Origin of the sequence: Persicobacter sp. CCB-QB2 (assembly GCF_001274635.1) — a bacterium.
Taxonomy (GTDB): Bacteria; Bacteroidota; Bacteroidia; order Cytophagales; family Cyclobacteriaceae; genus Persicobacter; species Persicobacter diffluens.
This window is the reverse complement of sequence record NZ_LBGV01000001.1, coordinates 1,486,043-1,502,101: the sequence shown is the minus strand read 5'-3', so window position 1 is coordinate 1,502,101 and position 16,059 is coordinate 1,486,043. Positions and strand designations below refer to the sequence as shown.

The window sequence follows — 16,059 nt, the reverse complement described above, 5'->3', positions numbered from 1 at the left end:
TTAAAAGCACATGAATACCAACAAACTGAAAATATTCGCGCAGCAGGCGCGCCAGAAGCTCATCCAACAGGTGGGCAACAAGCTGAACTACGTTTTGACACAGGACTCTGCGGCTCTGCGCGAGCAGCAGACTGCCGTAGAGAAGCTGAAGAAAGAAATTGAACAGAGCAGCGAGGCCGCCGTGATTGAAAAAGTGGCCTACAGCTGGTTCAACCGACTGGTGGCCCTGCGCTATATGGATGTGCAGCAATACCAGCCGGATGGTATGGCGGTGATCAGCCCTAAAGAAGACTTCAGCCAGCCGGAGCTGCTCGATCAGGCCAAGCAGGGCATGCTCACCGATGCGGACTATTGGCCCAAGATTGGCGCACAGGTAGACGGCCTGCTCAGCGGGCAGATTCCTGCCGCTACCGGCAATGCCCAAAATGACGCCTATAAGCTGCTACTCATTGCCGCCTGTAACCAGCTCCACCAGCTGTTTCCTTTTCTTTTTGAGGCCATCAATGACTATACCGACCTCCTGCTGCCGGATGATCTGCTCTCGGAGCAATCCATCCTGAACGATGTGCGGGAAGGCATGCCGGAGGAAGACTGCCAACAGGTGGAAATCATTGGCTGGTTGTATCAGTTCTATATTTCGGAGAAGAAGGATGAGGTGTTTGCCAAAAAAGGCAAGGTGGAAACCGATGAAATTCCCGCAGCCACCCAACTCTTTACTCCCCGCTGGATTGTGGAATATATGGTGCAGAATACGCTTGGGAAACTATGGTTGCAAAACCGCCCGCAATCTGCTTTGAGGGAAGTAATGCCCTATTTCATTGATTCGCCTTCCCTGCATACAGAGGATTATCTGAAAATCAACAGCGCAGAAGAGATCCGTTTTCTGGATCAGGCATGCGGGAGTGGGCACATCCTGCTGTATGGCTTTGAGCTGCTGACCAAAATCTATGAGGAAGAAGGTTTTTCCAGCAGTGAAATTCCTCAGCTGATTCTGGAGCATAACCTCTTCGGTTTTGAAATTGATGAACGTGCCGCACAGTTGGCCGGCTTTGCTTTGATGATGCAGGCCCGCGCCTACCACCGACGCGTATTCCGCAAAGCCCTGCGCCCGCAGATTCTGCAATACGAAGATTTAACCTTAAGCGCAGAACGTTTACAGGAAGTTTTTCACGCACTGGCTTTTACACCCACCAAAGCCTTACTCACGGATTTAGAACATTTACAGCAGGCCACCAATTTAGGCTCCCTGATCAAAGTGGAGAGTGAGGAAATGGAAAGAGCTACTTTAGCGGAGCGATTACAAACACAACTCCAGACAGGTTCCATCTTCAGTCCTTACCTACTGACCTTACAAAAAGCTTTGGGCAGCCTGAAGCTCCTAGCCATGAAATACCACTGTATCGTGGACAACCCTCCATATATGGGCGGGGGGAATATGAATAAGCCTCTGTCGGATTTTGTGAAGAAAAATTATCCGGACAGCAAAGCAGACTTAATGGCTTGCTTTATGGAAGCTGGTTTGACGATGCTGGAACCCAAAGGTTATTTAGGAATGATTAACCAGCACTCCTGGATGTTCCTAAGTAGTTATGAAGCGCTGCGAAATAAGTTGGTAAAAAACACATTCTTTGATACCCTACTGCATTTAGGGCCAAGAACTTTCCCTGAAATTGGTGGTGAAGTAGTGCAAAATGCTGCTTTTACTTTTTGGAACACCCAAAGTGATGAAAAAGGGAGCTATCTGCGATTGGTGGATTTTGGAAACAGTAAACTCAAAAGTGATAAAACCCTCGAAGCCATCCAAAACCCTGACTGCGGATTCTTCTACACCGCCAACCAAAACAACTTCCAAAAAATCCCTGGTAGCCCGATTGGGTATTGGGCTACCAGAACAGACATCCAAATTTTTGATGAAAATCGGATGGTTTCAAATCATGCAGACCCGAGACAAGGTCTTGCTACAGGAAATAACGACTATTTTTTAAGACAAAACTGGGAAGTTAGTCTGGACGATTATAATAAGAGGTGGTTTACATGTACCAAAGGAGGTGCTTATCGAAAATGGTTTGGCAATGCAGATATTTTGATCAATTGGTCTAATGATGGGTATGAATTAAAGAACTATTTCAATGAAAAGGGTAAACTAAGGTCGGTTTTAAGAAACCAATCCTACTACTTCTCTCGATCAGGTTTCACATGGTCTACAATTTCATCGAGTAAAGCTTCATTTAGAGTATTCGACAAAGATTGGCTTTTCGAATCTAAGGGATCTGTTTGTTTCCCTAAAAATTTGAAATCTGACAATATTTTATTAGGATTTCTTAATAGTCATTTAGTCAATCACTTTTTACGGTTTTTAGCTCCAACACTTGATTATCATGAAGGCCCAGTAGGTCGAATTCCTTACATTGATTTACAATCCAATTTGATTAACTCATCTGTTATCGAATTAATTGATAGTGCAAAAAAAGAATGGAACTCTCGTGAAACATCCTTCGGATTTTTAAAAAATGAACTTGTAAAACAAGAAAAACATACAATTTCAGATGCTTTTCAAGCGTTCTGTGCCCACTGGCAATCCCAATTCATCCAATTACACCGCAATGAGGAGGCATTGAATAAAGAATTCATCGAGATCTACGGCTTGCAGGAAGAACTCACTCCGGATGTGGAGCTGAAAGACATCACCATTTTACGGGATGAGGTGGATCAAAAAGCTTTGGCGAAGATTTCCGAAAAATTCCAGAGTGGCTGGGAATTGGGGAGGGAAAGCTGGCAGTTGCGTCAGGAAGATCCTTATGCCACTTTAGTCCTGCCGTTTGATCAGCAGGAAATTGTGATGCAGTTCATCAGCTATGCGGTGGGTTGTATGTTCGGGCGTTATGCTTTGGAGCAGGAAGGCTTAATTTTAGCCAATCAGGGCGAAACGCTGGAAGATTACCTTCAAAAACTGGGGAAAAGTGAGGCCGAAGTACGCTTCCTGCCGGATGAGGACAATATCATTCCGGTGCTGGATGATGAGTGGTTTGCCGATGATATTGTGGGCCGCTTCTACGCCTTCTTAAAGGCTAGCTTCGGAGAAGAACATTATGCGGAGAACCTGCGCTTTGTGGAAGAAGCCTTGGGCAAATCCCTGCGTAAATACTTCATGGCAGATTTCTACAAGGATCACATCAAGCGCTATAAAAAACGCCCGATCTACTGGCAGTTCAGCAGTCCGAGTGGCAGTTTCAATGCGCTCATTTATATGCACCGTTATAATCCGGATACCCTCAACCACCTGCTCAATGGCTACCTGCGGGAGTATCAGGAGAAGCTCCGCCAGCATATGCAGCACCAGGAGCATATCGAGATCAATGGTACCGCCGCCGAGCAAAACCGGGCCACCAAAGCCAAAGAAAAAGCCCGTAAGATCCTGCTGGAGCTGGAGCAATACGAGCGGGACACCATCCAGCCACTGGCCCTCAAGCGCCTTCCTATTAATCTGGATGATGGAGTATTGGTGAACTACAACCGCTTTGGGCAGGCCATCAAAGCCGTAGCCGGCCTGAATGACGCCAAAACCCTCAAGAAAGTCAAAGGCTTCGACTGGCTGGAAGTGCCGGTAGCCTAAGCTTTTAGCTAAAAAAAATACAGCGCAGCAGGAAAATGATACTGCTGCGCTGTTTTTTTTATTCAACCGAAGCTTCCACGGACTGGAAGAGATAGTCGCAAATTTTCTCCGTTTCTGTGGCTTTACGTTGCAGGCATTGGTCCAGCTCCCACTTTTGGCCATATTGACTCACCAGTTTATCCTTCACAATGCTGAATTTACTTTCCTGATACTTCTTCATTTTTTCCGCTTCCCGGTTATTGATGCTGCGGTTCAAATGCCGTTCAAGAATCACCAAATTCCCGATCGAGTGAATATCTTCACCATATTCATTCCATATGCTTTCCCGTAGCTGCTCGTTCTCATCATGAAAAGACTGAATATGCTCGATATCAACAGGCTCAAAAAACATTTCCCGTACTGCCTCATAGGCGTCCTTGTCCTTTTGTCCCACCTCTTCCAGTGAAGCCGATAGCCAGCAAAGCAGGTATTTCACCTTTGGATTATAAACAATAGTGCCCTCCAATATTTTTCTGAACTGTTCCTTTTCCCACTGGCTTTCTTCCCATCTTTTATCGATCACAGCCATGGCCTCTTCATAGCCTTCATGTACCAGCGCATGCAGTAGTTCACTGTTGAATCCTGTACTTATCCGGTTGACCGCCTTTTGATAAACCACACTGTAGAGCAAATAGAGGCGGTTGAGCTTTTCGGTAAAGGCATACATTCGTTCATAATCGGCCTCCCCGGGCAGCTCATTTTCAGCAATCCGAAACAGTACCAAATGAATATAATCCCTGAAGCGGCTGTATCTTGACCGGCTTAAAATATGGAGCACACAGAGCGTAAAGGGGCTGCCATAGTTATTATTCCGCCATCTTGTTTCCCAGTCAAAACGAATGTCTATCATCCGCTCCAACTCTTTCAGGCAAAGCTTCACCTTTCCGTTCTCCACATTATTCTGAAAGTGCTCCCACCTGCGGACATTAAAAATGGTATCAAACAACCGTTGGTAAAAAGTCTCTACTGCATACGAATACAATACTACAGGCAACTCATATCGGGCAATAAGATAATGCTGATACAAGGTTAAAATGGAGGTGACCGGCACTACTTCCCAGCCCAAATTCAGTGCTTCGTTGCCGGTATCAATTTTTCCGTATAATGCACTGATATCCTCAAAAGCAGAGGATTCCGCACCTTCCATTTTCAGATATTCATACATTCGGATCTTAAACAAATCACCGGTATTCAGATCAAGGCCGGTAGTATTAATGGCATCAAATATCTGAAGGGTTTTCGATAGTCCGGCATTGGTTTCAATCACCGCAAAGAGAATATTAGCCGACAGATGATCAAGGAATTTCGGGAAATCAAATACCGGATCTTCAGGCGTTTCCTGAGCGATATGCTGTTCTACTAACTGGCTGATTAGGTGGGCATTTTCTATATAAGGATTCAGCTGGTGGTCGTCCGACTGCTCCAGGGTACTGAGCTCAATCAATGCGGTCAGATAGTCCTGCTGAGCGCCTAAGCTCACCTCCGTTTTTATCCAGTCCAATCCCAATGCCTGGAGTTCCTCATTCTCCGGGTATTTGAGCCCCAGTACTTTCAGCAGAATAAAAAGCGTTGTTAACCGCTGCTGACCGTCAATAATTTCTCTGGTATGGTCTTCCACACCGGACAATTGCATGGTCCCGATGAATAAAGGCTCCGGCGCCTTCTCCTTATCATAGCCCCAAAAAGACAGAAACAGATCCGAGATAAATTTCCCAATTTGTTCTTCCTTCCAGGAATAAGGCCGCTGATAAATGGGGATAGTGTACTTAATCCCGCGATTCAGTATGGTCTTATCTTTTTTTGAATTGTTTTTGAGCGTAAAAATTCCGGCATCTATTGAAAAACTCATGTGCTTTCTCGTGTTTAAAAATATTGTAGATAAAAATCTAAATGTAAAAATAAAAATGCGGCAATGCTTACTCCCACCGATGGAAAATCATGAAATTCCCGCCAATATTTTTTAACTTGACCGTCCAATAAAATAAAAATATGACGAAGGTAGCGAACGCACTGGCAAAACATTTTGAACAGCATAAGCTGATATTCTGGTATGATGAAAAACAGGAATTTGAGCAGGAATTTGAGCAACTGAATACGCCCGGCATTGAAAAAGTCCGGATTCAAAACAATGAATTTGCCCTTCGTTATCAAATCTCAAAGTCGGCAGAAAAGGAGAAGTTCCTGCTGTATTTTCCCGAAGGAAGACCCGCCAATGACCAACACTGGCTGCTGGACCTTGAATTGGCCCACTTCGTTTTCCAAACCGACCAAAAAGCAGTGCTTTTGCAGGATTTAAATCTGCCTTCGGACTTTGCTGGCCTGATTCAGGAACATCTGGAATTTTTCAAAGCCAAAGAGCGCCTGCAAAAACTACAGGCTGTAATTTCCGAAGACGAATCAATGAACTCCCTGCATTTAAAAATGCTCCAGCAGGTTTTCAAAAGTAAACAGGCCAGCCTTGATCACTTTTTGTGGCAACTAACCAAATCCTTTCTGGAAGAGGAAAATAAAATTCCGGACGAACTCAAGCGTTTTAAGCTGGAAAAGGTGCTCTGGAAGTTGGTGGAAAAAAGATATGGCTACCAGTCAGAAACGCCTGGCATCTATGATTTCATGGTGGAAGTATTCCAGGAGAATTCCCCGCTGTTTACCCAGGAAAAAAAGCTTAGTGGTGATTCCGGCCTGTTGCTATGGCAATGGCAGGACAGCCAATCCATGCAAGCCGGTTTTTATGAAATGAGTAAGCGGGTAGCAGAAGACCTTCAGGTAGCTACTAAGGCTGAGGAGAGCAGCCTTCAGACGCTACTAAAAGACAATCTATTCCGAAAAGCCGAGCAGCACATCGTCCTGCAACTGGCCGAAAACGTCCACCAGCAAGCGCTCCCTCATGATCAGGTGCTAAGCATGATCAAGCAAAGAGAAAATAAATGCTGGTATCCGCTGTATGCAGATTATTATCAGTGTATCCTGCAGGCCAGCCGGATAATTTCCCTGCAGAAAGCATTATCAAAAGAAGAACTGCAGGACTTCAGTCAGGGAATTTCTCTTTATTCCAATGCACTGTATCAGGTGGATATGGCCTATCGTCATTTCCTGCAGGCATGGTTGAAAATTGAAGAAAAAGATCCACTGGCAGCCCTGTTTGAAGTGATAAATAAACGCTATGCCAATGACTGGCTCCTGCCACTGAATAACCAATGGCAGAAGGTGCTGGACCGCATGGAGCGCCTGCCGCTGAACGACACCAACCAGCAAGGCTTTTACACTAATTATGTAGCGCCATTTCCGGAGCAGGGCAAGCGCTTGTTTGTGATTGTTTCCGATGCCCTTCGCTTTGAATGCGGAAAGGAACTTCAGCAAAAAATTTTACAGGAAAACCGATTCGAAGCCGGTATTACGCCCCTTTTCAGTGCTTTGCCCTCCTACACGCAGCTGGGAATGGCCGCCCTGTTGCCGCATAAAAACAGCCTGAGCATCAAAGCCGGAAGCGATGCGGTTCAGGTGGGCGAAATCACGGCCATGGGGCTAGAAGGAAGAACTAAAATTCTTCAGCAAAACTCTGCTGCAGGCGAAAGAGCCGGTGCCATTACGGCTGATAATTTTCTGAATCTGAACCGTGACCAGGGGCGGGAATATGTAAAGCAATATGACCTGATTTACGTTTACCATAACCAAATAGACAAAACCGGTGATGACAAAACCACCGAGCAACAGGTGCCCGCAGCTACAGCAGAAACCATGAATACCCTGCTGCAACTGGTGAAAAAAATCACCAACCTGAATGGGAATAATATCTTTATCACGGCGGATCATGGCTTCCTGTATCAGGCTTCTGAAGTACAGGAAAGTGATTATTGCGCTACGGCAGCAGAGGACAAAGTAATCTGGAAAAAGAACCGCCGTTTTATCATAGGGCAAGGATTACCACAGGAAGACTCCGCTCAAAAATGGAACAGTGAACAATTAGGCTTAAAAGGAGAGGCGGAATTTTTGCTCCCAAAATCCGTTAACCGATATCGCATTAGTGGCGCAGGGGCCAGATTCATTCACGGGGGAGCCAGCTTGCAGGAAATGGTCATCCCTTTGATAAAAATCAGCAAAAAGAGAAGCAATACGGTCAAAGCAGTAGAAATTGATATCATTCGGTCTGTGGAAAGAATTACCACCGGAGCACTGGCGGTTTCCTTTATGCAGTCAGAGCCGGTTAGTCAAAACTGCTTGGCCCAAAAAATCCGTGCCGGAATTTATAGTCAGGATGGGGTACTGTTAAGTGATGTATTTACCTATAATTTTGACTCAGAAGCGGCCATGGAACGCCAGAGAGAACAAACACACCATTTTAAGCTGAACTATGAGGCCAGCGCCAGATACAAAAACCAGCAGGTGGCCTTAAGGCTTGAAACTCCTGTTGAGGGCACTTCAAAATGGACTAAATACAAAGAGTTCTTTTACACCATGAATATTTCAATACCTACCGATTTTTAATTTTTTACTGATGAGCATAATCAACGAAAAGCTGAATAAATTTTTTGAAGGAAAAGTAGTTCGTAAAGACCTGACCAAAAAAGTGAAGGGCAATGCCATTGTGCCTACTTATGTGTTGGAGTATCTTCTAGGACAATACTGTGCGACCAATGATGAAGCCACTATTGAAGGTGGGGTCGAAACCGTAAAAAATATAATATCCAGGCATTTCGTTCATCGCGATGAGGCTCAAATCATTAAATCTACTATCCGCGAGCAGGGTTCTCACCGGATCATCGATAAAATCTCCGTTAAACTGAATGACAAAAAAGATCAATACGAGGCCTTTTTTGCTAACCTGGGGCTAAATGGGGTACCCATTGGCGATGAGATCATCAAAGCGAATCAAAAGTTGCTTTCCGGTGGCGTGTGGTGTATCCTGACCATGGGCTATTTGGCTACCGATGAAAAAGGGACCAACCCCTGGATAGTAGAAAATCTGAAGCCCATTCAGATTCCGGAGGCAGATATTGAAGAGTACAAAAAAGCCAGGGAGCACTTCTCCAGAATTGAATGGATTGATGCCCTGATGCAAAGTATTGGCCTGAATCCAAAGGAGTTTTCCTTCCGCTCCAAACTAATTCAGCTGTGCCGTCTGATCCCCTATGTAGAAAACAATTACAACCTGATTGAACTTGGCCCAAAGGGCACCGGAAAATCCCATATTTTTTCTGAAATGTCTCCCCATGGAATTTTGATTTCGGGAGGGGAAGTATCCAAAGCCAAGCTGTTTGTTAATAACAGCAACGGAGAAATTGGTTTAGTAGGTTATTGGGATGTGGTGGCCTATGATGAATTTGCCGGCAAAACCAAAAAAGTGGATCGTGGGCTAGTCGATATTATGAAAAACTATATGGCCAATAAGTCCTTCTCCAGAGGCACCAATGTGTACAGTGCTGCAGCCTCCATGGTATTTGTTGGCAATACGGACCGTTCCGTTCCCTATATGCTCAAGCATTCCAACCTGTTTGAAGCCTTACCAAAGGACTATTATGATACCGCCTTTTTGGATCGTATGCATGGCTACTTACCGGGTTGGGAAGTAGATAAATTGCGGAATGAAATGTTCACCAGTGATTTTGGATTCATTGTCGATTATCTGGCGGAGGTATTAAAAGGGCTTCGAAAAGAGGACTTCAGCCATAGCTATGAGCAATATTTCCAGCTGTCTAACAGCATCACCACCCGCGACAAAACGGCTATAGCCAAGACATTCTCCGGCCTTGTGAAAATCATCTTTCCAAACGGGGAATTCACTGAAGAAGAAGGTAAAGAATTACTGGACTTCGCCATTGAAAACCGCCGGAGAGTGAAGGAGCAGTTGCGGAAAATGGATGAAACCTTTGAGGAGGTAGACTTTAGTTATACCATCAATTCTTCCGAAAGTAAGCAAAAGGTTATCACGCTTGAAGAAATTGAGTATCAAAATACGCATACATCAACGGTTGAAAAGAAAACACCTGCTGATGTCCCTGCACCAAAAACCAAAGACCTTCCTTCAGCGCCTTCGGTTGAGGACGCTGAAAGTAAGCCACTCTTTGAAGGAGAAAAACAGATTTTTGAAAACCAGAGAGGCATATCCTATCAGGGTTTATTCAAGGAATATCTCATAGGAGCTTCAGAAATTATTCTACAGGATCCATATATCCGGACCCCACATCAGATCAAAAACCTGATGGAATTCATCTCCTTGCTCTTTGAGGTCAAAACACCCGATCAGGAAATTAAATTCAAGCTCATCACGAATAATAAGGCGGAGTACCTATCCAGCTCGGTGAATAACTTCGAAGACATTCAGGATCAACTAAAAAGAACCGGCATCAGCTTTGAATTCGAATTCAATGAAACCATGCACGACCGCTCCCTGACCATGAATAATGGCTGGCGCATTGTACTTGGAAGAGGACTCGATATTTTCCAAAGCAGCCAGAATTCTAATCGCTTTGATCTGGGAATTTTTGTACCGACGCAAAGGTTGTGCAGGCAGTGTAGTATAATATATATTAAAGAAAAAAAGATCCCTATTACTACGATATAACTACAAAAAAAGACCAACAAAGTTGTTGGCCTTTTTTCTTTATAAGTCGGAAAAATTAGTACTCCAGATTCCAAATTCGGATCTTTTCTTCCTTATTATCAACATCCTTTACCAACTCATAGCTACTTTCACAAAGAGGGTTATTATGCTGGTCACAATTATTTGGCAGATACAAAAGCTCAGAACCTTCCGAAAAAATTACCTTTACGGAATCATAAGAGGGGGATGCTCCAAATGGAGGTAGCGTTAAAGGACCAGTTGCTCCCTCCAAAGAGGATCCGTACAATATTTTTTTCTCCCCGGCAGAAAGGTCAAATTCAGCATCTATATTGTCATCTTCAGTAGACAAACCGTACCAAATTATGCGTATTCCATTTCCTGTGCTATTAGTAATTGAATACTCCGATACGCGGTTCGGTCCGCAATCATCACAATCACCACAACTTGTGATGAATAAAAGGCCAAGTCCCAAAAATATAATATTTCTCATCTTTCTAAATTAATATATTGTTCAAATAACTCATCTAAAAATTCATCCGAATTTTTATTATATCGGGCATCTAATTCATTTTGCAATTGGGCTATATTTTTGCATCTACTCAGTACCGCTTCGATTTCACGAATGGAATAACCTGTTACCCGATCAAACGGCCTTGCGGTATTAGTCGCTCCCTGATTTACATTATCAATTAAATCAATTATTAAAGGCGTATAATTGCCTTCTCCCTCATTTCTCATCCATTCAAAAGATACATTTTCCCATTGATCATGATTCGGATATCTCAACCTTGTTAGCGCCCAGGCAGCACCTAAGGCCCAGCTTTCTTTTAACTTTCCTTCTGTGCTACTCCAATTCCCTTTTCGAAGCTCCCAATGTGAGGCATGTGCTAATTCGTGAAGCGTAACGTTATAAATTTCTTCAGAATTTCTTCGACTTCCATTTATGTTTCGAAAAATTCTAATTCGATCGCTAAAACCTAAACACCTTCTATTTTTATTGTGATTTGATCGACCATCTTCATCGTGTCCGCCAATCTTCATCTGGGGCTTAAAAATTCCATTTAAAGGCGGTCTCTTTAACCATAAACGATTCCCGTAATAATAATTATAGGATGCTAAGTGAATAAAGGCATATAGTTTTTGCAATTCATTATTACCAATATCACGAAACCAACTTCCTCTTCTTTTAGGCCCATCTAGTTTTGCTTGGCCGAAAGAACCAGAGCGTATACTGTAATGATATTGCTCCCATTTTAAAGAATAATTAGCATCCCTTCTAAAAGTTCCATTACAAGTAAAAGAACCCGTTGAATTTGTCTGTCCCTTATAAGTTGTAAACCAGCGTCTAGCCCTAACTTCCACCCCTACAACACCACTCCAATTACCTCTTACATCATCCCAAACTCGAATTCTTCCAGAAGGTCGCCATTTACTTGCAGCAACTTTAGAATTTTCAGAGCTAAAATCTTCATTTCCAGTTATTCGATAAGCTTCATCGATTAATTGTTGTGTAATCTCCTCATTAAAAATTGAGTTCAACCTAACATTTTCATTATTTTCAGCCTCATCTGGGATAAATAATTCCTCCAATACCTCATATTCAATTTGTTCGGGTATTTGTTGGTCTTTTTCAATAGCGCAATATTGATAAGTAGGCTGAGAAACTGGAACACTGGGGTCATGGTAAAAATTTCCTTCCTTTACTATTTCATAATCTAGAGGATATGTGTATAGTACCAAGGAAGTGTCTCTTGCCAAAATGGAAAGCTGCTCTTCATTTTTCGGAATAAATTTTAAATACAGATGAGTTGTCTTAATAACATCCTCACTGTTTCCCATTCTTAATTTTGAATTTTCCTTTTTTAGGTTTTCCCATGCCAAACTCATATTTTTTACAGAAAATGGATTATCCAACTGGTTTCCCAACTTAGTCATATTTTCCATATCCGAATCAGTCAAAAAGGAATCTGTACCGATTGGTTCTACAGTATCGTCCTTTTTACACGATGTAGTATATATAAGTATAACACTAAATAGAGATAAGATAACCCAACTTCTTATTCGTGAGTTTTTTTGTAAAGTAGGTAAATGCATTTTTAAAAAATGTAACGTTAAGTTTATATAGTTATTTATTTTATTGGAATCATACTATTTCAAACTTATGGCTTTTGACTTTAATAGAAAAGAGAAATATCAATTTTTATTCCGATTATAGAAGGGATGTTTTATTAACATCAAAAAAACGGCGCTTGAATAATATTTCACCCCATCCCCAAAGCCTCAAAAATCCGCTTCACATCCTTTATCGACAACCGCCTCTTTTCGACTTCCACTCCATAGCGTTTCATGTACAGGCGCAGGGTATTGCGGTGAATATTGAGCATACGAGCCACTTCAATCCTTGTGTACATCCCATTGAGTTCTTCTGCATTCATCAGGTTAAATGTTGGTTCATGTAGAATAACTATCTTTTGCGCAAATTATTCGTCAGTTCATGAACTATAATGCACTTTGTTGCACTTTCTAGCCTGAAAATGGTCGCGCTTGCTTAAAAATGCCTGATGAGCGATAGCGGTTACAGTTAAATCGATATGATCCAAGCAGGACTTATCATATCGGCAATTATAGGCGCGGGCATGCTGTACAATCAATTCGCTCACTTATCTGATCAGGTGAAATTGGATTTAAAAGCGGTGCGACTCCATTCGGTGGACCTGACCAAACTGACTTTCAAGGTGGACTTGCAGGTGATCAATGTTTCGAATATTGATGCTCATGTGCAGGATGTTTTTGTGAAGCTTTTTCACCAGAAGGCTCCTGGTGTTTTGAATCCGTTGGTGGAAGGTTATTCCATCCATCAGTCATTTGAGATCAAAGCCGGAAGCACGCAGCGCATCAATAATATCACCCTGGAGCTGCCCTTTTCGACCGTTCGGAATATGCTGAGCAATTTCAGTTTGAAAGGCGCCACCATCGTGGCGAAAGTCACCGGCAAACTGAATGGGCAGTCATTGTCTCACACCAAAACTTTTCAGCTATGATTGTGAGATATTTGAACGGCAATGATCATTTGGGCCTTGTGGCCAGTGGTAAGCGGAAGATTAAATCCGGCAGGGAGTTCGATCGGTATTTCCCCAAGCCGGAAAGGACCAATCCTTTATTGACGCATTCGGGCGATAGCTTTGATACCCTCAAATTCATGGGGCAAATCATTGAGCAGACCCTAAAAGATACCCAAAGGATTTCCACTGTTTTAAAAGGCAAGAATGATTATGAGACTGCCCGAAACATTTGGAATTTCATCTATCATCATATCCAATACACCCCTGACGCCCGACACGAAGAACAATTGCGTCGACCTGCGAGGTCATGGGCAGACCGGGCCGAAGGCGTGGATTGTGATTGCTATTCGATTTTAGCCAGCTCCATTTTGTACAATTTGGGCATTGCGCACAAGCTTCGAAAAACGGCCTACAATGGCCGAGAAAGTTATCAGCATGTCTATGTGATTGTCCCGAATAAAGACGGCTCCATGCCCAAGCCTTATGCCACCATTGATCCGGTGCTCAGCCAGTTCGATCAGGAAAAGCCATTCAGTAAAAAATACGATAAAAGCATGTTACCCATTCGTTTCCTCAATGGATTAGAGGGGGTGGAAGAATCTTTCCAGCCCATTGAAAAATCCGCCTCAGCTAATCAACAGCTCTATTATTCGGAAGAAATTCAGGGCATTTACGGACCGGAAGACGACATGCTATTCTTCGATGGTACCACCTATTATGAAATGCAGCCCCGGCAAATGCTTGGGCTTGGCGGCCTGGGACAATTGGGCTTACTCTCTTTCTTAGCGCCAGTCGCCAGTCTGGTAGGCAAAGGAGTAAAAGCCATTGGAAAAGGAATTAAGAAAATCCGAGAACGCAGAAAAGCCAAAAAAATGGCCCGGATTTCTCCGCCTAAACCGGTGAGTGTAGCGCCGCTACAACCCAAAGGAATACAAACCATGAACACCGCACCAGCGCTTCCGCCACTTCCGCCAAATGCTTTGATGCCAAGTGGCGGAAGTGGCGGTAACTTCCTGAAGGACACCTTGGATACGGTTATGAATATCATTCGTCCGCAACAAGGTAATGGGATGTCGGTGCATGAAAGCGCCTCCATTGCCAAAGCGCAGGGAGAAGCTGCCGCCAATGCTGCGGCCTTTGAAATCATGAAAACCCAACAAGGCAGCCAGATGAACCCTCAAACCATGATGATGATGGGCATGGGCGCATTGGCTTTGATCGCTGTAATGAAAAAATAGTTTCGCTTATCATATTTACCATGAAACAATATTCAACTCAATTAAAAGAAATCGCGGGGTGGCCGGAGGAATTACCATCGCCTCCGTAATCGGAAACCGTATCAACAATCCCTTAGCTGAAATAGGATTATTGGCAGCCGGAATGGCCATTGCGCTGAAGTCTCCAAAGTTCTCCAGCATTGGGGTGGGCATGGCGGTGAAAGGCGCCATTGGAGTGGCCGGAAAGGTCGCGGAAAAAGTAGCCGTATTGAAGCCTTATGTCCCCACTGTTGGGGTCGGCATCAATGGAATGGGAGAACTCATTCAGGATGAGGATGGCAACATCTACCAGATTGACGGCCTGGGAAATCCTTCTCTGGTGCAGGATGAATACGGCAACACCTATATGCTCAATGGTGGCGAAGGAGGAGAAATCGAAGATACCGTGGGAGCCATTGATTACGATGACGAGCTCATCGGATTGGAAGATACCGTGGGTTAATTCGGAGGTCTGACTCCCTAAAAAAGAATATCTAATACTATCAAATCATGACTCAACAATTCTCCCGTGCAATTCAGTTTTTGCACAAAAGAAAAGGCAAATTACCGCGTCAGACGCAGGAGGAATTTGCCAAAAAATCTATCCGAATTACGGATGCCGATGTGGTGCATGCCTCCGACATCAGCAATGCCGGTTCGGTACATCCACTGTTAAGATCTACCAATCAAAAGGTGGTTGGGGTTTCTGATTTCAATGAAAATACCCTGGATGTAGGCCAAAATGTGGCGGTGGATAAAATCAAATTGGGTTATATCATGAAGGCCAAAGACTATGTCGGCTCCCCGGCATCAGTGAAGTACTCTTCGGATTATGCCAGCTTCCCGGCCGAATTGCTCAACTCCAAATTCCTGATCAAACAGGATGGAAAGACGCTTCTATCGCTACCGGTGGAGCGTTTCACCCATGCGGCCAAATCCACCAAGGTGCAAGGTGAGGAAGACACTTATCACCTGGATACCCCCATTTTGTTGATTGAAAAGAAGATCATTGAAATGGTGATCGAATTCAATCCGGATCAGGCCATGGATGAATCTGTCGGAAGACATTTCTTCCAGGTTCGACTCATGGGTGCCCAGACCATGCCGAAATAATTTGATGATCGGGGCCTCGGCCCCCATTTTTCCTTCTTATGAGAAAAGAAACCTTCCTCCAGACCAAGACCATCGAGGTACCGGCCGGTACAGCTTCTACCGTAATTCGCTCAGAGGTAAAACTCAATTCTTCCTACGAACGCTGCACGGGCGTAGCGATTTACCCCATCAAGCAAGGCGGATTGGATGCCTTTCGGGTGGGGTTGGAAGACAATGGTGGCGCCCTGCTGCAGGTTACGCATCAGGATGCACTCACGGCTGATAAATCATTGCCCTTCCATGATCGATTCCAGGAAGTGGATATTCCTGCGAATGGACATACTGTAAAAATCAATACACAATTTGACCAGCAAACCACTGAAAAATTGGTGTATGATTTTGTCTTCAGGTTAACCAGAACCCTTAAATCTTAAG

12 protein-coding genes are annotated in these 16,059 nt (G+C 43.8%); 8 read left to right on the top strand and 4 right to left on the bottom strand.

Translation table 11 applies throughout. The annotated features are described in order from the left end of the window. Positions 1–10 precede the first annotated feature (10 nt). Positions 11–3,613: a BREX-1 system adenine-specific DNA-methyltransferase PglX gene (pglX, locus tag NG22_RS06820; RefSeq protein WP_053405043.1), complete on the top strand. Its 3,603-nt coding sequence runs from the start codon at positions 11–13 to the stop codon at positions 3,611–3,613. A gap of 58 nt (positions 3,614–3,671) precedes the next feature. Here the strand turns inward: pglX and NG22_RS06815 are convergent, their stop codons facing one another. Beyond that, on the bottom strand, positions 3,672–5,501 hold the full coding sequence (locus tag NG22_RS06815) for a DUF262 domain-containing protein (protein WP_053405042.1): 1,830 nt from the start codon (positions 5,499–5,501) through the stop codon (positions 3,672–3,674). Between the two features lie 140 nt (positions 5,502–5,641). On the opposite strand from NG22_RS06815, the gene pglZ reads away from it, so the two are divergent. Together pglZ and brxL are read left to right on the top strand one after the other, a co-directional pair. After that, on the top strand, positions 5,642–8,137 hold the full coding sequence (gene pglZ / locus NG22_RS06810; RefSeq protein WP_053405041.1) for a BREX-1 system phosphatase PglZ type A: 2,496 nt from the start codon (positions 5,642–5,644) through the stop codon (positions 8,135–8,137). Between the two features lie 10 nt (positions 8,138–8,147). Further along, a complete protein-coding gene (gene brxL, locus NG22_RS06805; RefSeq protein WP_053405040.1) occupies positions 8,148–10,214 on the top strand; it encodes a BREX system Lon protease-like protein BrxL in 2,067 nt (688 codons plus the stop codon). Positions 10,215–10,269: 55 nt separating this feature from the next. Here brxL and NG22_RS06800 read toward each other — a convergent pair whose 3' ends face one another. From NG22_RS06800 to NG22_RS17760, 3 genes are all read right to left on the bottom strand, one after another. After that, positions 10,270–10,563 carry a hypothetical protein gene (locus NG22_RS06800; RefSeq protein ID WP_157600901.1) on the bottom strand — a complete coding sequence of 98 codons (294 nt, stop codon included), beginning with the start codon at positions 10,561–10,563 and terminating at the stop codon, positions 10,270–10,272. A gap of 137 nt (positions 10,564–10,700) precedes the next feature. Then, positions 10,701–12,158 carry a hypothetical protein gene (locus tag NG22_RS06795; RefSeq protein ID WP_053405038.1) on the bottom strand — a complete coding sequence of 486 codons (1,458 nt, stop codon included), beginning with the start codon at positions 12,156–12,158 and terminating at the stop codon, positions 10,701–10,703. 317 nt (positions 12,159–12,475) lie between these two features. Continuing rightward, complete coding sequence (locus NG22_RS17760; protein WP_157600826.1) at positions 12,476–12,649, bottom strand: hypothetical protein; 174 nt, start codon at positions 12,647–12,649, stop codon at positions 12,476–12,478. 156 nt (positions 12,650–12,805) lie between these two features. Between NG22_RS17760 and NG22_RS06790 the strand changes: the two genes are divergently transcribed. Genes NG22_RS06790 through NG22_RS06770 form a run of 5 tightly spaced genes read left to right on the top strand, consistent with a single transcriptional unit; the run spans position 12,806 to position 16,058 of the window. Continuing rightward, positions 12,806–13,255: a hypothetical protein gene (locus NG22_RS06790; RefSeq protein WP_157600899.1), complete on the top strand. Its 450-nt coding sequence runs from the start codon at positions 12,806–12,808 to the stop codon at positions 13,253–13,255. Further along, positions 13,252–14,514 carry a hypothetical protein gene (locus tag NG22_RS18005; RefSeq protein WP_053405036.1) on the top strand — a complete coding sequence of 421 codons (1,263 nt, stop codon included), beginning with the start codon at positions 13,252–13,254 and terminating at the stop codon, positions 14,512–14,514. The genes NG22_RS06790 and NG22_RS18005 overlap by 4 nt, the downstream gene beginning before the upstream one ends. A 58-nt stretch (positions 14,515–14,572) precedes the next feature. Next, a complete protein-coding gene (locus NG22_RS06780) occupies positions 14,573–14,995 on the top strand; it encodes a hypothetical protein (RefSeq protein ID WP_053405035.1) in 423 nt (140 codons plus the stop codon). Between the two features lie 47 nt (positions 14,996–15,042). Continuing rightward, positions 15,043–15,645: a hypothetical protein gene (locus tag NG22_RS06775; protein WP_053405034.1), complete on the top strand. Its 603-nt coding sequence runs from the start codon at positions 15,043–15,045 to the stop codon at positions 15,643–15,645. Positions 15,646–15,683: 38 nt separating this feature from the next. Continuing rightward, positions 15,684–16,058 (top strand): hypothetical protein, encoded by a 375-nt coding sequence (locus tag NG22_RS06770; protein WP_053405033.1) that lies wholly within the window; start codon positions 15,684–15,686, stop codon positions 16,056–16,058. Position 16,059 lies beyond the last annotated feature (1 nt).